18 protein-coding genes are annotated in these 18585 nt (G+C 67.4%); 8 read left to right on the top strand and 10 right to left on the bottom strand.

The features are described 5' to 3' along the window. Positions 1-65 precede the first annotated feature (65 nt). Positions 66-1361 (bottom strand): MATE family efflux transporter, encoded by a 1296-nt coding sequence (locus KIK09_RS12195; protein WP_214319045.1) that lies wholly within the window; start codon positions 1359-1361, stop codon positions 66-68. Positions 1362-1661: 300 nt separating this feature from the next. Here KIK09_RS12195 and dnaB point away from each other — a divergent pair, with 300 nt between their 5' ends. The 3 genes from dnaB (at position 1662) to KIK09_RS12180 (ending at position 5974) form a co-directional block, all read left to right on the top strand. After that, positions 1662-4505 carry a replicative DNA helicase gene (gene dnaB / locus KIK09_RS12190; RefSeq protein WP_214319623.1) on the top strand — a complete coding sequence of 948 codons (2844 nt, stop codon included), beginning with the start codon at positions 1662-1664 and terminating at the stop codon, positions 4503-4505. Positions 4506-4724: 219 nt separating this feature from the next. Next, positions 4725-5462, top strand: coding sequence for a TnsA-like heteromeric transposase endonuclease subunit (locus KIK09_RS12185; RefSeq protein ID WP_214319043.1), 738 nt, complete (start codon positions 4725-4727; stop codon positions 5460-5462). A gap of 62 nt (positions 5463-5524) precedes the next feature. Next, the gene (locus KIK09_RS12180; RefSeq protein WP_214319041.1) at positions 5525-5974 is read left to right on the top strand and encodes a hypothetical protein; all 450 of its coding nucleotides are present in this window, start codon (positions 5525-5527) and stop codon (positions 5972-5974) included. A 359-nt stretch (positions 5975-6333) separates the two neighbouring features. Here KIK09_RS12180 and KIK09_RS12175 read toward each other — a convergent pair whose 3' ends face one another. Then, complete coding sequence (locus tag KIK09_RS12175) at positions 6334-6642, bottom strand: hypothetical protein (protein ID WP_214319040.1); 309 nt, start codon at positions 6640-6642, stop codon at positions 6334-6336. 49 nt (positions 6643-6691) lie between these two features. Here KIK09_RS12175 and KIK09_RS12170 point away from each other — a divergent pair, with 49 nt between their 5' ends. Then, a complete protein-coding gene (locus tag KIK09_RS12170; protein WP_214319038.1) occupies positions 6692-7726 on the top strand; it encodes a nucleotide kinase domain-containing protein in 1035 nt (344 codons plus the stop codon). Positions 7727-7746: 20 nt separating this feature from the next. Here KIK09_RS12170 and KIK09_RS12165 read toward each other — a convergent pair whose 3' ends face one another. The 4 genes from KIK09_RS12165 to KIK09_RS12150 are packed head-to-tail and all read right to left on the bottom strand — an operon-like array spanning position 7747 to position 10170. Continuing rightward, positions 7747-8544: a hypothetical protein gene (locus KIK09_RS12165; RefSeq protein WP_214319030.1), complete on the bottom strand. Its 798-nt coding sequence runs from the start codon at positions 8542-8544 to the stop codon at positions 7747-7749. A gap of 59 nt (positions 8545-8603) precedes the next feature. Next, complete coding sequence (locus KIK09_RS12160; RefSeq protein ID WP_214319028.1) at positions 8604-9512, bottom strand: ImmA/IrrE family metallo-endopeptidase; 909 nt, start codon at positions 9510-9512, stop codon at positions 8604-8606. Continuing rightward, on the bottom strand, positions 9509-9931 hold the full coding sequence (locus KIK09_RS12155; RefSeq protein ID WP_214319026.1) for a helix-turn-helix domain-containing protein: 423 nt from the start codon (positions 9929-9931) through the stop codon (positions 9509-9511). The genes KIK09_RS12160 and KIK09_RS12155 overlap by 4 nt, the downstream gene beginning before the upstream one ends. Next, positions 9928-10170 carry a phosphopantetheine-binding protein gene (locus KIK09_RS12150; protein WP_214319024.1) on the bottom strand — a complete coding sequence of 81 codons (243 nt, stop codon included), beginning with the start codon at positions 10168-10170 and terminating at the stop codon, positions 9928-9930. Before KIK09_RS12150 ends, KIK09_RS12155 begins: the two co-directional genes overlap by 4 nt. A gap of 140 nt (positions 10171-10310) precedes the next feature. Between KIK09_RS12150 and KIK09_RS12145 the strand changes: the two genes are divergently transcribed. Together KIK09_RS12145 and KIK09_RS12140 are read left to right on the top strand one after the other, a co-directional pair. After that, positions 10311-11201: a nucleoside triphosphate pyrophosphohydrolase family protein gene (locus tag KIK09_RS12145; RefSeq protein ID WP_214319022.1), complete on the top strand. Its 891-nt coding sequence runs from the start codon at positions 10311-10313 to the stop codon at positions 11199-11201. A 68-nt stretch (positions 11202-11269) separates the two neighbouring features. Then, positions 11270-11872 carry a dTMP kinase gene (locus KIK09_RS12140; RefSeq protein WP_214319020.1) on the top strand — a complete coding sequence of 201 codons (603 nt, stop codon included), beginning with the start codon at positions 11270-11272 and terminating at the stop codon, positions 11870-11872. Positions 11873-12434: 562 nt separating this feature from the next. On the opposite strand, the gene KIK09_RS12135 is transcribed toward KIK09_RS12140, so the two are convergent. Together KIK09_RS12135 and KIK09_RS12130 are read right to left on the bottom strand one after the other, a co-directional pair. Continuing rightward, positions 12435-12992, bottom strand: coding sequence for a GtrA family protein (locus KIK09_RS12135; protein WP_308164040.1), 558 nt, complete (start codon positions 12990-12992; stop codon positions 12435-12437). Positions 12993-13183: 191 nt separating this feature from the next. Then, positions 13184-14410, bottom strand: coding sequence for a serine hydrolase domain-containing protein (locus KIK09_RS12130; protein ID WP_214319017.1), 1227 nt, complete (start codon positions 14408-14410; stop codon positions 13184-13186). A gap of 112 nt (positions 14411-14522) precedes the next feature. On the opposite strand from KIK09_RS12130, the gene KIK09_RS12125 reads away from it, so the two are divergent. Then, complete coding sequence (locus KIK09_RS12125; protein ID WP_214319016.1) at positions 14523-15677, top strand: sensor histidine kinase; 1155 nt, start codon at positions 14523-14525, stop codon at positions 15675-15677. Continuing rightward, the gene (locus KIK09_RS12120; RefSeq protein WP_214319015.1) at positions 15665-16309 is read left to right on the top strand and encodes a LuxR C-terminal-related transcriptional regulator; all 645 of its coding nucleotides are present in this window, start codon (positions 15665-15667) and stop codon (positions 16307-16309) included. The genes KIK09_RS12125 and KIK09_RS12120 overlap by 13 nt, the downstream gene beginning before the upstream one ends. 222 nt (positions 16310-16531) lie before the next feature. Here KIK09_RS12120 and KIK09_RS12115 read toward each other — a convergent pair whose 3' ends face one another. Together KIK09_RS12115 and KIK09_RS12110 are read right to left on the bottom strand one after the other, a co-directional pair. Beyond that, positions 16532-17182, bottom strand: a complete 651-nt coding sequence (locus tag KIK09_RS12115) for a LuxR C-terminal-related transcriptional regulator (RefSeq protein WP_214319013.1) — start codon at positions 17180-17182, stop codon at positions 16532-16534. Then, positions 17182-18570 (bottom strand): sensor histidine kinase, encoded by a 1389-nt coding sequence (locus KIK09_RS12110; RefSeq protein ID WP_214319011.1) that lies wholly within the window; start codon positions 18568-18570, stop codon positions 17182-17184. The genes KIK09_RS12115 and KIK09_RS12110 overlap by 1 nt, the downstream gene beginning before the upstream one ends. Between the last annotated feature and the right edge of the window lie 15 nt (positions 18571-18585).

Here is an 18585-nt window from a genome sequence, read left to right as displayed (position 1 = left end):
ACACCCCGCTCATGGAACTCGCCCACAGTGCCTCATCACTCACGAGGCCGACAAGCACGGGACGGTTACGCCCCGGTTACCAGCCAGGCGGTACCGGCGGCTCGCCGTACCAGTGTGATCAACCGCGCGATCATCCACACGCCGAGCGCGCACCACAGCAACACCACGTTCGAGGCCAGCAGCGCCACCGGCAGGTAGGCCAGCGTCGTCCACAACCCGGCCCAGGCCAGGTAGCGCTGGTCGCCGGCGCCGATCAGCACGCCGTCGAGCACGAACACCACCCCGCACACCGGCTGGAACAGCGCCACTGGCCACAGCACCGCGAGCAACTGCTCGGCCACCTGCGGATCGGCGTCGAACAGCCCGGGCAGCAACGGCCTGACCAGCACGACCAGCACCCCGAGCCCTATCCCCGACCAGATGCCCCACTGCACCATCCGCCTGGTCGCCGACCTGGTCGACTCCACATCGCCGGCGCCCAGCGTCTTGCCGGTGATCGCCTGCCCCGCGATCGCGATCGCGTCGAGCGCGAAGGCCAGCAGCGACCAGATCTGCGCGGCGATCGCGTAGGCCGCCAGCGGCGCCTGCCCCATCCGCGTCGCCAGCATCGTCGCCACGAGCAGCACGATCCGCAGGCACACCGTCCTGACCAGCAGCGCGAAACTGGCCGTGCCCGCCTGCCGGACACCCTTGAGATCGGGCAGCAGCGACGTCCGCAGCCTCTTCGCCCCTCTGACCACGACCGCCAGATACACCGCCGCGCCCAGCGACTGAGCCAGTACGGTGCCCCACGCCGAACCCGCGATGCCCCAGTGCAGGCCCAGCACGAACCAGGCGTTCAACCCGGCGTTGAGCGCGAACGAACCCACCGACACCACCAGCGGCGTCACCGTGTCCTGCAACCCGCGCAACACGCCCGTGCCCGCCAGCACGACCAGCATCCCTGGCGCGCCGAGCAGGCTGATCCGCAGGTACGTCACCGCCTCGGCCGCCTGGTCCCTGCCCGCCCCGAACAGGGCGACGATGTCCTGCGCCAGCGGCCAGCACACCGCGATCAGCGCCACCCCGATGCCCAGCGCCAGCCAGATGCCGTCCACCCCGCTGCGCATCGCCCGCGCGTGGTTGCCCGCCCCCGTCTGCCGCGCCACCGACGCCGTCGTGCCGTACGCCAGGAACACGCACAGGTTCACCAGAGTCGTCAGCACCGTGCCCGCGACACCCAGCGCGCCCACCGCCACCGTCCCCAACCCGTGCCCGACGATGGCGTAGTCGGCGAGCAGGAAGAGCGGCTCCGCCACCAGCGCCCCGAACGCGGGCACGGCAAGGCGAAGGATCTCCCTGTCTTGGCGGGTAATGGGCATTTACCCATTATGGGCATTACTCGGCGTGTCGGTCACTCCGGGGTCCACTTTCTTTCCTCCACAGGAGGTGGACAGACTTTTCCCAGGTCGGCAAGGGTTTGTGGAAACAGTTTCCGAGTTATCCCCAGGCTCTTCCACAGAGCTTTCACACCCTGGACGCGATAGTGCACAGCTTGGCCACAGGGTTGTCCACAACCCTCGTTGCCGTCCCGACGAGAACCCGCCAAACTGTCACCCCGGTCGGCTACAAGTGGGGGTGGTGCGACCGCCTGCAAGGTTCGAGGGGGCGCGGTGAGCAGTATGGAAGAAGAGGGCGGCGGAGGCCCAGGCTTCGAGCGCACCCCACCCAACAACATCGAGGCGGAGCAGTCCGTGCTGGGCGGCATGCTGCTGTCCAAGGACGCGATCGCCGACGTGGTCGAGATCCTGCGCTCCGACGACTTCTACCGCCCCGCCCACCAGATGATCTACGACATCATCACCGACCTGTACGGCAGGGGCGAGCCGGCCGACGCCGTCACCGTCTTCGACGAACTGCAGAAGCGCGGCGAGATGGCCCGCGTGGGCGGCGCCGCCTACCTCCACACGCTCACGGCCGTCGTCCCCACCGCGGCCAACGCCGGCTACTACGCCAAGATCGTCCGCGAGCAGGCGATCCTGCGCCGCCTCATCGAAGCGGGCACGCGCATCGTCTCCTTCGGCTACGGCGGCAACAACGAAGAGGTCGACGACCTGGTAGACCGCGCCCAGGCGGAAATCTACAAGGTCACCGAACGCCGCACCTCGGAGGACTACGCCCCGCTCTCGGACATCATGCCCGGCGCCCTCGACGAACTCGAGGCCATCGGCAGCCGAGGCGGCCAGATGGTCGGCGTCCCCACCGGCTTCCAGGACCTCGACCAACTGACCAACGGCCTCCACCCCGGCCAGATGATCGTCGTGGCCGCCCGCCCCGCCATCGGCAAGGCGCTCGCTCTGGACACCCCGCTGCCGACGCCGTCCGGCTGGACCACGATGGGAGAGGTGCAGGTCGGTGACCACCTCATCGGCGCCGACGGCAAGCCCACCCGCGTCGTCGCCGCCACGGAGGTCATGCACGGCAGGCCGTGCTACGAGGTCGAATTCAGCGACGGCACGGTCATCGTCGCCGACGCCCACCACCAGTGGCGCACCACCACCCGCGCCGCCCGCCGCCAAGCGCAGGAGCACAAGCGGACGTACTACTGGCCCGCCGACGCGATCGAACGGGTCGGGCAGGCCCATGCCCGATCGCTGATCACTCCCGACCGCCTGATCACCCATCGCCAAGCCCTGAGCGAGGTGGGCGAGGAGTTCCGCCACGTCCTGCACACGGTCCAGCGGACGATCCCCGCACTCGACCGCATCCCCCAGACCGCGACGGGCCCGACGAGCGGTAGAAGCGCTCCCGCGTATCCGGCCGCCAGGCTGCTGGGCGCCCTGCTCGAGCGCGTAGGCAGGCCCAAGAACGCCGCGACGACAGCGCGGCACTCCGACATCGTCACCACCGAGGAGATCGCCGCCACCCTCCGCTGCGTGTCGGCCGACCAGCGACCGAACCACGCCGTCGCCGTAGCGGCCCCCTTCGACCTGGAGGAGGGCGACCTCCCCCTGTCCCCGTACGTCCTGGGCGCCTGGCTGGGCGACGGCGCCACCCAGGAGGCTCGGATCACCTCCATGGACGCCGAGATCCTGGCGAACCTCGAGGCCGAAGAACTGCGGGTCACCCGAGTGGCGGACGGGATCACCTACCAGCTCGCTTTCGCCGAGCCAGAACCCGCTCCTCGCTCCTGCGCCGTATGCGGAGCGCGCTTCACCCCCGCCACCTCGCAGGTGCGCACCTGTGGACGGACGTGTGGCGGCAAGGCCCGCTTCGTCTCGGCTCCCGTACCCGCGCCGACCCGTCCCGATTGCGGCGCGCCGTCCAGCGGCCTGCGACGTTGCCAGCCATGCCGCGACCATCACGGGACCGTCAAGGCCGTCCTGCGGACGCTGGGGGTGCTCGGCGACAAGCACATACCGCGGAGCTACCTCCGCGCGTCGGCGGCACAGCGGCGTGCCCTGCTGGCGGGCCTGCTGGACACCGACGGGTACGTCAGCACCGCGGGGCAGATCCAGTTCGCGGTCACCAACAGGAGGCTCGCCGAGGACGTACACGAGCTGATCCTGAGCCTCGGCTATCGGGCCACCATGCGCACGAAACCCGTCCGGGGGCGAACCCAGGAATCGTCCACCTGCTACATGATCAACTTTACGACCGCCGACAAGGTGTTCCGGCTGGGGCGCAAGGCGGAGCGGCAGGTGGCCGTCGCCGCGGCCTCGACCATGGTTCGGTACATCGTCGACGTCAGGCCGATCGCCTCGCGGCCCGTCCGCTGCGTCGAGGTGGACAACGCCGACCACATGTACCTGGCCGGCAGAACCTGCATCCCGACGCACAACAGCACCCTGGGGCTGGATTTTGCCAGGTCGGCGGCTATCAAGCATGGGATGACGACCGTTATCTTCTCGCTGGAGATGTCGCGTAACGAGATCACCATGCGTCTGCTGTCGGCTGAGGCTCGGGTGGCGTTGCACGCCATGCGGTCCGGGATGATGGGTGATGACGACTGGACGCGGCTGGCGCGGCGGATGAGTGAGGTGGCCGAGGCGCCGCTGTTCATCGACGACTCGCCGAACATGTCGATGATGGAGATCCGCGCCAAGTGCCGCCGCCTCAAGCAGCGTAACGACCTGCGCTTCGTCGTGATCGACTACCTGCAGCTGATGAGCTCGCCCAAGAAGACCGAGAGCCGCCAGAACGAGGTCTCGGAGATCTCCCGAGCCATCAAGCTGCTGGCCAAGGAGCTCGAGGTCCCCGTCATCGCCATCTCCCAGCTCAACCGAGGCCCCGAACAACGCACCGACAAACGCCCAGCGGTGAGCGACCTTCGCGAGTCGGGCAGCATCGAGCAGGATGCCGACATGGTCATCCTGTTGCATCGGGAGGATGCGTACGAGCGGGAGTCGCCTCGGGCTGGGGAGGCGGACTTGATCGTGGCCAAGCATCGTAATGGGCCCACGGCCACGGTGACGGTGGCGTTTCAGGGTCACTACAGCAGGTTTGTGGATATGGCTCAGCACTGACGGGCTGGTGTAGGTTCTCATCGATCGTGGCCAAGTCTCATTGGCCACGGCCACGGTCTGGCCAGTTGGCCGTCATGCTGAGACGGCATGGGTAGCAACCTTGTCCTACGTCCCTCTTGGCGCATTAGCCACGGGGTTGTACGTTCGAGGCCGTAAAGACGTCGCTCTATGTGGTCGATTTGGCGCGAATTGTAGCCATCGACCTGTGGGGAGGGGCGCATGGCGGTTGACGTTGAGGTCGACACCGCGCTGGTCAGTCTCCGTACGGAAGATGGGCGCATGGAGGAGGACCGTGCCTGGCGCGAGATCCCCGCCGACGCCTGGGGTGCGGCCGTACCGTGGCGGAACTTTCGTTCGCACGCCGGTCAGAAGCACTACTCGGGAACCTACTGGTGCGCCACCAACCATGATCATGTGATCTATGAGTCACGTCTCGAACTTGCCCGGCTGATCTATGTCGATTTCGATCGGGGCGTACGGAAGGTCGTCGCTCAGCCGTTCCTCCTCAAGGCCCAGGTAGACGGCGTCTGGCGTCGACACGTCCCGGACTACTTGCTCGTCCCTACACCTGGCGAAGCCCCGCTCGTGGTGGACGTCAAGCCGAGCCATCTACGCCAGAAGCCCAAGGTCGCAAGAGCCCTGAGCTGGGCGAGGGCAATCGTGGAAGCGCGTGGCTGGCGGCTTGAGATCTGGTCCGAACCTCCCGTCGCCGAGTTGGCGAATCTCCGATTCCTGGCCGGTTACCGGCGTGCATGGCTGATTGACGAACGGGCCCTGGCCGAGATCCAGAACGCGAACCTGGACGGCGTCACCCTCGCGGAGGCGCTGGAGAGCTTCAATGGCTGGCCATCGTGGCAAGTGCGACCAGCACTTCTGCATGCGCTCTGGACTCAGCGGCTTACGACCGATTTGAGCAAGCCATTGAGCCTTGACCATCGGCTGAGTGTGATCCCGTGAACCCCGAATCGGTGCGACTCGGAGTCGGAACCCGACTCGTCCATGACGGTGAGGTCCTGTCGGTGGAGGAGGTGGTCGCCACCACCGCCGGCCTGGAAGTACTGGCTAAGGACGGGCAAGGCAGTTGGCGGCGAGTGTCAGCCCGCGCCTTGCTGACCGGCACCGCTCGGGTGATTTCTCCCCGATGGACCGAGACGGCGCTGGAAATCATGGCGGAGCATGTCGAGGAGTCCAAGCCGTCGCGCATGATGGTGATCCGGCGGACCGCAGCGCGGCTTGAGACACGGCACGGGCCAGGCGAGATCGAGCTGCCGAGCCGGGCGACCGCGTTTCGAATCTTGGAAGAGCTGGAGCAGCGCCAGCCGATATTCCGGTTGAGCACCAAGCGGAACAGATGGCAGAGCCTGGCAGAGCCTCGTCTAGCTAGACCAAAGCACTTCTCCGCAGGATCAGGCCGGAAACTCCCAGCCGGTGCATCTGGTGCGGCCAACATGTGTGGCGATCCCCCATGAGATGAGGCAGGAAACCTCACCTAACCTAACTCGCATGCCTCGTTACGGAGAGTCGCTGAACGTTGGCCCGCCGGACCCGTCCATCGCCTGCCCCTTCTCCGACCGGACGAAGGCATGAGGCAGCGGCGCATCGCAGCGGCGATAGCCCCATCGGTTCTAGCCCGCTCCAGAACCTCCCCCAGCGAGTCGGCTTCGGCCACGACGTCGATCTCGCACGCACGAGCGACCCACGCGGCACCAGCGCCGCGTGCAGCGGCGGCGTGCGGGCTACCGGCCACGGCGTGCGACACCAGGTGACGGGCGGACTGGCCGGAGGTGGCGAACGCGATGAGCACCGCTTTGGCCGGATCGCGGCGGGGCTAGGCTCCGGCCGGCTTCTCGCCGGCTCCCCGACGCGGCCCTGGATGCCGGACTTGTGGCCATTCGTCGGCGGTGTCCGGATGCTCGTCAAGCGCCTCCGCAGGCATGCGGCGATACGCCCGGACAAGGGCGGATACCTGTTCGGGAGAGACTTCGGTGCTGGCCACCAGGGCGGCCAGCACTTGGGAGCGACTCACGTTCTCGCCGGCCGCGAGTCCGGCGGCCACCAGCCGCTCCAACCGATCATCGACGGCATGCGGCCAAGAAACCAAGGTGTTGCGGCGTTGGCTACGCCACAGCAGTTTCATCCATGTCCTTTTCCTAGAACGAAGCCTATATTCAATATATATTCCTTCCATGGCACCCACGCTGCAAGCTCTGCCCGCACCTCGACCGGAAGGCTGGGCCCCGCCTCCTGCGGTGAGGATTGCGGGACGTACGCTGCGGCCCACGCCCGTCTTCGATACCTACTGGCGCTTCGCGGCGGCCAGGCAGCAGGTATATCTGGCGAGGCTGGGGGAGGCGCCGCGCGCTCCCCACGACCCTGTCTTGGCTCAGCACCGCTTCACGAACTGCTTTCGTGCCGCCGACCGCGTCAGCCAGTACCTGATCGGCCAGGTGTCCTACCGAGGAGAGCAGGACTGGCCGGAGGTGTACTTCCGTACGGTGCTGTTCAAGGTGTTCAACAAGGTCACGACCTGGCAGCTTCTTGAGAGGCACCTTGGCGAGCCGACATGGAGCGGATACGACTTCACGGCCTGGGATCGGATCTTGTCCAGCGCGTTCGCGGCGGGAGAGCGGCTGTACTCTGCCGCCTACATCACCCCCCCGCCGGCGCTGGGTCAGCAGCGTAAGCACAGCAACCACTTGCGGCTCATCGAGATGATGATGAACGGCAGGGCACCTGCCCGCATTCAGGAGGCCGCGTCCATGCGCGAGGCCTACGAGGTGTTGCTGGACTTCCCGGCGCTAGGCCCGTTCCTGGCCTACCAGTACCTGATCGATCTGAACTACTCAGCCCACCTGTCCTTTTCCGAGATGGACTTCGTCGTCCCCGGGCCAGGGGCCCGCGACGGTATCCGCAAGTGCTTTGGCCCGGCGGCCGACGGCATCGAGGCCGAGGTGATCCGCTACATGGCCGACACCCAAACGGAGCACTTTGCCCGGCTGGAGCTGTGCTTCACCGGGCTGCGCGGCCGTCCACTGCAACTCATCGATTGCCAGAATCTGTTCTGCGAGGTCGACAAGTACGCCCGGGTGGCGCATCCAGACATTGCCGGCATCAGCGGGCGCAGCCGTATCAAACAGCTCTACCGGCCAGATCCAGCCCCTCTGACGGCATGGTTTCCGCCCAAGTGGGGGGTCAACACGCCAGCACTCCACCCGGCGTAGAGCTGGCATGAGGCCCCGTGTCAGGCCGGGATCGGCAACTGGTTGTGGATCACTGGACGGATGACGGTGAGGTGCTTTTCGATCTGGGCGTGCCCGGCGATCACCGTGAGGCCGCCAGGCAGCACCTGCGCCTGCTGGGCCAGGTAGGCCAGCAGGCGCCCGAGGCCCAGGTAGTTGCCGTAGGCGCGGTCCACCATGTAGTGACTGCGGTACTGCGCCACCGCGTGCAGGACCTGACCTCGCTCGAGCTGGAAGGAGCAGTGGCTCAGGCACGGAAAGCCGCGGTAGCCGTTGTCCTTGCCGGCGACGTGCACCGGCGTCGACCAAGTCTCCGTATCGCGATCCAGGTCGCCGGGGTGGGCGATGTCCATCTCGTAGGCGGCACTCATCGGTCCGGTGCGTGCGGCCTGCGTGCGAATGCGGTCGATCATGGCGCTCAGCTGGTCGACCTGGCCGTGCTCGCCGGGGTAGGCGACGACACGGCCGAAGTAGGTTCCGCCTCGGTTTCGCCTGTGCATGCGCTTGAGCTGCGGATACATGTTCCGGTAGCGGAGTGCGAGCTCGGCAGGGGAGGAGCACGCGGCCGCCAGCCTGGCGGGAAAAATCGTGTTGGCCACGGTCTCGATCGGGTCGTAGCCGTACTGCTGGCGCACCTGGTCGAGATGGGCGCGCACCTGCGGGTCTTCGGCGGTGGCGTCGCCGATGCGGACCACGGTGTGAAATCCGTCCCGGCGCGGGTTGGTGGGAGTGTCCAGGGCGCGGCAGGCGGCGCTCCAGGCCAGAGATGTGTTCTCCTCGGCGATGGTGAAGGTGTACATCGCTGCTCCTGCAATTCGGTGAGAGTCGAAGCGGTATGCCAAGAGGCGGGAAGTGCGGGTCAGGCCGGCCAGAGAGCCTGGACGTCGGCCCGGGGCGCCTGCCGCTGCACGGTGATCTCGAGGACGTCCACGCCATCTGACATTCGGGCCCTCACCTCGGCCGTCCCGGTGAAGGCGTCGGTGACTTCTGCGGCACTCATGAGCGCGCACTCCTCCTCAAAGAGCCGCCCCTGTCCTGTATCCGCAGGCAGCAAGCCCTGTGGCAAGGCGTCGAAGTGGGCCCCCGGGCTCCGCAGCACGATCAGGTCTCCTACGTCGGCCCGCACGGTGGAGCGGTGCGCGCCGGCGGCGACGACGTGGACATGGGCCTTGCCGGCGACGGGCCCGTCGGCCAGCGAGGCCTTGAGCGCAGCGGGTTTGGCCTTCAGCCACACGCCCCTCTGCTCGCCGGTCAGCAGGCGCAGCCGGTGCAAGTGGTGCACCGTCCCCGCATACGAGGTGCCCAGCCAGCGGGCCACCTGGTAGGCGTGCTCGGGAAGCCGCGGCCGGAGCACACCGATCCGCGCGAGCGCGACGTGCACGGCGGGCGGCGGCATGAGAAACCAGGCCGCGAACGCTTCGGCGACCTTCTCCTCATCGGGCCACGAGCCATCCCCCCAGCGCGTGGCACGATCCAGCTCCTTATCGAAGGCCGAACCGTGGCGCATCAGGTGGTGCCCCAGCTCGTGCCCAGCCGTGTGCCGTTGGGCGATGATGTCGAGGTTGGCGTTGAGCAGTACGGCGGGCCCGTTGTGCTGGGGCGAGACGTACACCCCGAACAGCCGTGACATAGGCCGGGCCATGCCGTCCACCCCGGCCTGGCGGAGCGCGGCATAGACATCGACATACTCCAGACGGTCGAGCTCCAGGTCGCGATGCGCCTGTGCGGCGGCCATCGAGGCAACCCGGTGGGCCACGTCCCAGTTCACTCCGCCTGCCTCGAAGGCACCGTGTCACCGCCCAGCTCGTGCTCCGCTTCCTGCTCGTGGGCACGGCGGTATTTCAGGAACTCGGCGAAGCTGATGACCTCCTCCCAGTCGCCATCGGTCAACCCGACCAGTGCACGAGGAAGCCCGGCCAGCGCGTGCTCACCGAGATCGGCCTCCTCCTCCTTGGCCAGGAAGTAGGACACCGGCCGGGTGTAAAGGCGGGCGAGCTTCTTCAGCTCCAGGCTGTCCACGCGCCGGGCACCTCGCTCGATGTCGCTGACGGCCGAGCGCGGGATCCCGGTCATGTCGCTCACGTACTGCTGGGACATGCCCAGGTAGTCACGGGTATGGCGCAGGCGTTCGCCGAGAAGTTCCACCTCGGGGTCGCGGCCGCGGGAGTCGGCAGCAGCAGGGGTCATGAGGGTTGCGTCTCCTTGATGGTGTTCAGGACGGTGGCCGCGAAGGTGTAGACCGACCGTGTGGAGCGGGCCGCCTCCGCGTCGGCGCGAATGGTGATCCCGTACCGCGCCTCGACCCGGGTCAAGATCTCCACGACCAGGATCGAATCGACGGGCAACTCCTGGCCGGCTGATTCCAGTTCCATGCGCAACTCGTCGGGGTCGCGATCCAGCAGCAGCGCCAGGAACTCCACGACCACGGCAACGATGTCCTCCAGGGACGGCTCGATCGCGTTCAGGAGACTCTCCCGTTCGTCGGATTTTCCAGCAGCACTGTTCTAGCATACGACACGCGTCGGCTTAGCCGACGACAGTTCCGGACTATCCGACAGGAGTGCGCGTGGACTTCGCCCGATATCAGCAGGCAGCGATCAAAACCCTTCAACCGGCAGTCCCTGACGCCGATCCCGTGCTCGTCCCCCTGCTCGGCCTTGTCGGGGAGGTCGGATCGCTGGCCACCGCCTACAAAAAGCACCTGCGAGACGGGCCCGGGATGGTCTCCGGCAAGCAGTATCTGCGCGAAGAACTCGGTGACGTCCTGTGGTATGTCGCCGCCCTCGCCCACCGCTTCGACCTCGACCTGGAAGACATCGCCGCGGCCAGCCTCGTCAAGATCAAGGATCGGTGGCTGCCCACCCCCCAGGCTGAGCGCACTCTCTTCGACGAGGCCTTCCCTGAAGCCGAGCAACTACCCCGCCGGGCAACCCTCACCTTCGCGCTGCAGCGCACCGGCCAGGGCCGTACGGTCGCGCTGCTCACCCGCGACGGCGCCAGCTGCGGGGACCCCCTCACCAACGCCTCCTACATCGACGACGACTACCGCTTCCACGACGTCTTCCACCTGGCCCACGCCGCCGTCCTGGGCTGGTCGCCCGTCACCCGCTTCCTGCTGGGCTGCAAGCGCAAGAGCGACCCCATGATCGACGAGGCCGAGGACGGCGGCCGGGCCATCGCCATCGAGGAGGGCATCTCCGCTCTGGTGTTCTCCTACGCCGCCCGGCACGGCTACTTCGAGAACGTGCAGCACATCGACCACGATCTGCTCAAGACCATCGCCGCCATGACGTCCCACCTTGAGGTGAGCGTCCTGCCCGCCGCAGACTGGGAGCGGACGATTTTGACCGGGTATGCGGCCTGGCGGCAGCTGCGCAAGAGCGAGGGAGGCATCCTCCATCTGGATCTTGACCAGCAGACGCTCACCGTCGAACCCCCCGGCCAGCACCTGGTGTGATCGGCCCCGGCCGAGAGCCAGTGCCGGATCGCTCAGCCCACATCAACAAAACCCATGGAGCGGCGCACATGGCATGGCGACAGCTGCACCTGCAGCCTGGCTCGCTCGTTGTCCTGGAGGGGCTGGATCGTGCCGGAAAAACCACGCAGCGCCAAAAACTCGCCGCCCTTGACTGGGCCACCCCCACGCCGCTGTTCACGCACATGCCATCCGGCCTGACGGACGTGACGACGAATATCTATGCCCTGACCGAAAGCGCCACGATCACCTCAGCGTTAGCACGCCAACTTCTCCACCTCGCCTGCCACGCAGAGAACATGACCGCACTAACCAGGGCTCGCCAAGAACGCGGCGTCATTCTCGACAGATGGTGGTGGTCCACCGTGGCCTACGGCTGGTACGGCAACGACTTAGGCAGCCTCGGCGTGGACGAACAAGCGTTTCTCGCGATGATCAGCTCGGTGTGGACGAACATGGCGGCCGACGTGGTGTTCGTGTTCACCACCCCCTTCGAAAGAGATGACCTGAATCGCGATCAGGTCCGCCACGGTTACGCGGAACTCGCCCGCCAGAATGCCGCTTTGACGGTCGAGGTACCCGCACTTGACGAGCAAGCCACCAACGCCTTCCTCGTCGAACAATTGATTTCACGCAGGCTCGTGAGAACCTAGTCGGACAAGTGTCTGCCACCATCGCGGTGATCTTGAACGAGTCGGCCTGGCCGCGTACCTGGAGCGCGACGCCGAGGGTGTCGAAGCGGGCCCTCTGTGCACTGGCCTGGCCCTTGCTGGCGATGACGCCGGGAATGGCGTTGGCAAGTCCCCGCGCCGCTCCCGTCAGTAGCCGGCCCGAGACCTCCAAGAGTCGGCCGCGCGAACCGCAGGTGCTGCTTTCGCCCCCAGCGTCGAAGAGCTCCACAGTCAAGATCGCGAACGCGAGCTGCGACAAGTTGAGCCGCCTGCTTCCTGACAGCAGATACGACTATTGGTTGCCGCATCCGTTGATCTGGTCTCTATGATCCCTTTCATGCGCAATTCCCACCAAGCAATCGCGCCCAGGTTTGAGGAAAAGTTCGCCAGGCTGAGACGACTTCGGTGGCCAAGCAGTGAGACAGCGAGCGTCTTACCTGGTCAGCGCTTCTCAGCTGTCCACGACCTCTGAGTTCCTACAGCTGGCTGTCGGATCCGCGATTCCGTGGCTGATCATGGGCACTGTCCGAGCAAATCCGCGTGATCATGAGCTTGGATAACGCTCCGGGATATCGGACTTACCCGGAGGAGCCAGCCGTACGCCGCCGGACTGGGCCTTCTCGTCGGGGAAGACCCACTTCCGGAGCGCCCAGAAGCGGAAGACCATGGCGATCAGCGTGCCGATGATCTGCGCGCTCATGAAGTCGGCGATCTCCTGGGTCACCAGGCTCACATCCGGGGTCTCCAGGCGAAATACGTACCGGGAGATCCATAGCGGCGCGGAGCTGAGCACTAGACCGACGCCACTGACCAGGAAGAACAGCGCCGCCTCGTGTCGGCGCTCGCGGCCGCCCCTGGTCCGGAACGACCATTCGCGGTTCAACACGTAGGAGACGATCGTCGCCACGAGCACCGCGATGATCTTCGCGGTCACCGGCTTCGGTTCCAAAATGGTCAGCTTCAGCCCATAGAACACCGCGTTGTCCACTAAGAACGCCGTTCCACCCACCATCGCGAACTTCAGCAGTTCACGGTGCTTCAGCGCAAGCGCGTGCAGCGGTTCCGGTAATCCTGCGAGTACTGCGTTCGCTATTCGGAGCACCCCCGATCTTCTCACCAGTCGAACACCCTGATCGACGGGCTCTTCGACGAGACCGCCGAGGAGCCCGTCATGGTGCGGATCGCCAACTGGTTCACCTTGGCCGGCCCTTCTACGCAGAGGATCGAATCCGCCTTAATGATTTCGAATCGCGCGCTGCGCAGCTGTTCCGCACCGGCTCCACGGGGAGGATCTCAACGCGGTGTGCGGCCGGCGTTCGGGGCCTTGCACAGCGCGTCGTCGACCAGCTTGCTCTCGGCCTGTGCAACGCGCAGGACGTCGTCCGCCGAATCGGCGAACACGCCCGACAACGAGACCGTGACGCTGCGCCGTCCGTCGGCGGTGACGCCGTCGGCGGTGATCCAGCCGGAATCGCCGCCATCGTGGCCCCAGTACGTGCCGCCGCACGACAGTGGGCGTGAGAAGAGCCCCAGCCCGTTACGGGCGCCCGGCATGAGCTGCTGGAACTCCTTGCTGACGGGAATGGTGTGTTTCATCTGCGTCAGCTGCGCCGGTGGCAGGAGCCGGCCGCCGAGCAGGGCGCGGAAGAATCGGTTGAGATCGGCCGTCGTGGAGACGAGCCCGGCCTCTCCATTGGTGCCCGAGCCGACCTGCTTGGTGACGTCCACGGGCGGTTTGCCGGGTTGGAACTTTTGGTAGGTCTCGGCGTGTGGCTGGGGCAGCTTGGGCGAAGTACCCGGCCAGAAGGTGTGATGGAGGCCGAGCGGCCGGACGATCCGATCCCGTACCTCCTCGTGCCAGGGGTGTCCGGTGACGCGCTGGATGATCATGCCGAGCAGGACGTAGCCGGTGTTGGAGTAGCGCCAGTTCTTGCCGGGCTTGAAGTCCGGCTGGTGGCGCATCGCCCGGGCGACCATCTGCTCGGGTGTGTAGGTGTCGTATCGGTGCCGGTAGAAGTCCTTCGCCGAGGTGTAGTCGGGGTAGTCGTCGTGGATGCCATCGGTGTGCTGGAGCAGTTGGCGGATGGTGATCGCGTGGCCGTCGTTGCCGTTTCCGGACACCACGCCGGGCAGCCATCGCTCGACCGTGTCGTCCAGGGAGAGCCTGCCGTCGCCGGTGAGTTGCAGGATCACGGTGGCGACGAATGTCTTGGTGACGCTGGCGATCCGGAAGTAGCCGTTCGGGGAGACCGGCCGCCGGCTCGTCAGGTCGGCGACGCCGCTGGTGACGGTCAGGTTCCGGCCGTCAGGGGTGATCACGCGGGCCTGGACGCCCGTCACGCCGAGTGCGGTGATCGCGTCGGCGTCGCGCCGAAGCTGTGCCTGGTCGTCGTGCCGGCCGGCGGCGCTCGCGCCGGGCAGGCTGGTAGAGAGGACGCCGGCCACGATGGCGGCCAGGGCCAGGCCCCGCCGGATGGACCGGCCGCGCCGCCGCGGTGAATGAATCGGTGAACTCGTCATGGGTGTTGACGCTAGGTCTGGCAGGGGAAGCGGACGATACCGCTCACCAGTGAGAAAAGGGGGTAGTGGGCTGTAGTGCCAGGCTCGATCGCCATGGCTCAGACTTGTGCAGATGAACCACCATGGGGCCAGCCGGCTTTCGGCGATGTGGCGCGGTCTGGGCTATCTGCTGGGAAGCCTGTTCACCGCTGTGGCTGCCCTGTTCGTGCTGCCCGTCCTCATCGTCCCGATGAGGGCCCGCGCGTGGGCGTCCTGGCATCGTCGCCACGCCGACCGGCTGCTGCTTTCTCCCCTTTCTGGTCCCGTCCGTGTCGGTACGTGGCGTGTTCTCGGGTGGCTGTGCACACACGTCGTGACCAGTCTGGCGTTCGGACTCGTCGTGGTGGTGTGCGCGGGCAACGCGGTGACCACGGCCATCACGGTGCCCTTGTGGTGGGCGTTGCCCGCCGGCACCCGCGCGGGCGGCTTCGCTGTCGGCGTTCCACTGTCCGGGTGGGGCACGGCGTTGACCCTGGGGACCGTACAGATCATCATCTTCGCGGCCCTGACCTACTGGCTGGTTCCACTGCTGGCGCGCCTGCACGCCCGGATCTGTGTGGTGTTGCTGTCCCCCTCGGCTGCGGAGCGGTTGGCGCAGCGGGTGGAGACCCTGACCGAGACGCGGGCCGGCGCCATGAACGCGCACGGCGCAGAACTCCGGCGGATCGAACGCGACCTGCACGACGGCACCCAAGCCCGGCTGGTGGCCATCGCGATGCGGCTGGGCGCGGCCCGTGAGTCGCTGGACGAGGACCCTAAGATGGTGGCCAGACTCCTGCGGGAGGCGCACGAGGGTACCGAGGAGGCCATGGTCGAGCTCCGCGAGGTGATCCGGACGATCTACCCGCCGATCCTCGCCGACCGCGGCCTGGCCGGAGCGCTGGCGGCGCTGGGAACCCGATCGGCAATCGCCCCGAGGCTTGATATCGGCGATCTCGGGACCGTTCCCGCCGCGGTCGAGGCCGTGGCCTACTTCACGATCGCCGAGACGCTCACCAACGCTGCCAAGCACAGCCAGGCCACCCGGACCACCGTCCGCGTCGCACGCGACAGTGACCGGCTGTCGATCCAGGTCACCGACGACGGGATCGGCGGCGCCGACGAGACGCTGGGCACCGGCATCGCCGGAATCCGCCACCGCGTCCTGGCGCTCGACGGCACCGTCCACCTTCACAGCCCCGCCGGCGGCCCGACCACGATCACTGTGAGCCTGCCGTGCGGGTCGTGATCGCCGAGGACAACGTCCTGCTTTCCAGCGGGCTGGAACTCCTGCTGACCGCCAAGGGCTTCGAGGTCGCCGCGATCGCTGAGGACGCCCCGGGCTTCATCGCCGCCGTCGCCGAGCACCGCCCGGACATCACCATCGTCGACGTACGGCTACCGCCGACCTTCCGCGACGAGGGAATCCACGCCGCCATCCACGTCCGCCGCCAGTACCCGGGCCTGCCGGTGCTCGTACTGTCCCAATACGTCGAGCAGCAGTACGCCGGCGAACTGCTCTCCGACGGACGCGGCGGCGTCGGCTACCTCCTCAAGGACCGGGTGAGCCGGGTGAGCGAGTTCATCGACGCCCTGCGGCGGGTCGCCGCCGGGGGTGCCGTCATGGACCCCGAGGTGATCGCGCAACTCCTCACCCGTCACACCCACGACCCGATCGCCGACCTCACACCACGCGAACGCCAGGTGCTCGCCCTGATGGCCGAAGGAAAGGACAACGCCACGATCGCGGCCCGGCTCGTCATTTCCGAGAACGCCGTCCACAAACACATCGGCAACATCTTCGTCAAGCTCCGCCTCTCACCGGACGACAGCGGCCACCGCCGCGTCCTCGCCGTCCTCACCTACCTCAGCAGCCAGTAAAGACCCGGGGCCGGGTCCAGCGACGCCCAGTAGGGGAACGGGCCGGCACCACCGCGGTCCGTGCCGCGTACAGCATCACGTGTTCAGCTGCGCCTGCTCCAGCGTCGGCGCTCAACGTGTCGTGTATGCCGAGAACCCACATGTGCCTGCCGTACTCGGGAGGTCTTGTACGGCTTCGCGGTCGTCGTCGAGGAAAACGACGAGGGCTGAGCGGGACAGGAGCTAGCGGCTGTTGAGGTAGGCGAGGACGGCCAGGACGCGGCGGTTGTCGTCGTCGGAGGGGGCCAGGTTGAGCTTGGCGAAGATGCTGGCCGTGTGCTTGGCGACGGCGCTCTCGCTGAGGTAGAGGCGCTGGGAGATGGCGGCGTTGGAGCGGCCTTCCGCCATGGCCTCCAGGACTTCGCGTTCGCGGGGGGTGAGGGCGGCGAGGGGTTCGTTGCGGGCGTTGCTGGCCAGCAGTTTGGCGATGACCTCGGGGTCCATGGCGGTGCCGCCGTCGGCGACGCGTCTGACGGCATCGACGAACTGGGCGGCGTTGAAGACGCGGTCCTTGAGGAGGTAGCCGATGCCGCCGGAGCCGTCGGCCAGCAGCTCGCGGGCGTAGAGCTGCTCGACGTGCTGAGAGAGGACCAGGATGGGCAGGCCGGGGATCTGCTTGCGGGCTTCGAGCGAGGCTTGGAGGCCTTCGTCGGTGAAGGTGGGCGGGAGCCGTACGTCGACGACGGAGACGTCGGGGCGCAGCTCGAGCAGGCCGTTGAGGAGCTCGGGGCCGGATTCGACGGAGGCGACGACGGTGAAGCCGTGGGCCTGCAGCAGGTGGACGAGGCCGTCCCTGAGCAGGTAGAGGTCCTCGGCGATCAGGACGCGGCTCATCAGCACTTGCCCAGGGGGCCACGGTGGGCGGCGGGGATGGCGATGGCGAGCAGGTACATGCTCATGCCTAGCAGGGTCATGGCGACAATGGTGGGCCATTGCCAGGGCGCGGGCAGATAGAGGGCCAGGAACCAGGATTTCTCGTCGATTCCGATGACTTTGAAGGCGCCGGCGACGAGGCCTTGGGGGAAGGTCGGGCACCAGGCGGTGCCCCACAGCGCGACGACCAGGGCAGCCTTCCAGCGCGGCATCTTGGGCAGGTTGCCTGCCCAGTGTTCCGGCAGGACCTTGGCCAGTTCCATGGTGACGGTGGTGGGGCCGCCGGGTGGGCTGCTGAGCGCGAGGACGCCGTCGAAGGCGGCCAGGCGGCGTTCGATGCCGGCCAGGCCGCTGCCCTTGGCGGGGTCGGCGCCGCCCATGCCGTCGTCGGTGACGGTGATGCGCAGCGTCCGGCCGTTGGTACTGATGTCGATGGTGGCGGTCTCCGCGCCGCCGTGTCGTGCGGCGTTGGAGAGCAGCTCGCTGACGGCGAAGTAGGCGGCGGCCTCCACGGGGGCTTCCGGGCGGTGCGGCAGGTCGATGTCGACGTGGACGCGCAGGGGGCTGTCGATGGCCAGGGCGCGCACGGCGTCGGCGAGGCCGCGTTCCGCCAGGACGGGCGGGTGGATGCCGCGGACGACCCTGCGCAGGTCCGACAGGGTTTCCGCGGAGGCATCCCTGGCCTTGGCCAGGAGTGCCTTGGCGGCCTCCGCGTCGGTGTCGAGCAGTTGCTCGACGGCCCCGAGGGTCATGCCGATGGCGACGAGCCTGGCCTGGGTGCCGTCGTGCAGGTCGCGTTCGATCCTGCGCATCTCGGCGGCCTGGGTGTCGACGGCCAGGTCGCGGACCCTGTTGAGGTGGCTGACCTGGCCGGCCAGGCGGCTGTTGGCAGTGGCGGAGAGCAGCAGCGGGGTCCACAGGCCGTACAGGCGCAGGCCGCGGGTGGGCAGCAGCAGGAGCAGCGGTGCGAGGGCCAGCTTGACCACCGGGTCCAGGGCCATCCAGACGAGATCCCGCCAGGTGGCGGGATCGGTGATCATCCACTTCCAGCGGGCGTTGAAGGCCGGGATGCGAGGCGTGCGGTAGAGGGTGCGGTCGTAGCGGTACATGCCGTCGGCCTGCCGCCGCGGCGGCGGAGGTTCGGGCCGGTAGGGGGCGTTGATCTCGACGCCGCACCAGTCGCGGGCCAGCCGCCTGTGCAGCCCGGTGATCCGCCTGACGAGGCGTACCTGTGGCGGGAGGAGCGGGATCGCTCCGATGCCGATGCACAGCAGCAGGGTCACCAGCGAGATCGCCAGGACGGCGAGCTCGACGACGATCAGCGCGAGCAGGGCGAGGGAGCGGGGCATGCCCTCCAGTGTGCG

The sequence above is a fragment of the Nonomuraea sediminis genome, from assembly GCF_018531495.1.
GTDB lineage: Bacteria > Actinomycetota > Actinomycetes > Streptosporangiales > Streptosporangiaceae > Nonomuraea > Nonomuraea sediminis.
Note: the sequence above shows the minus strand (reverse complement) of the source record. Positions and strands in the feature narration are given on the sequence as shown.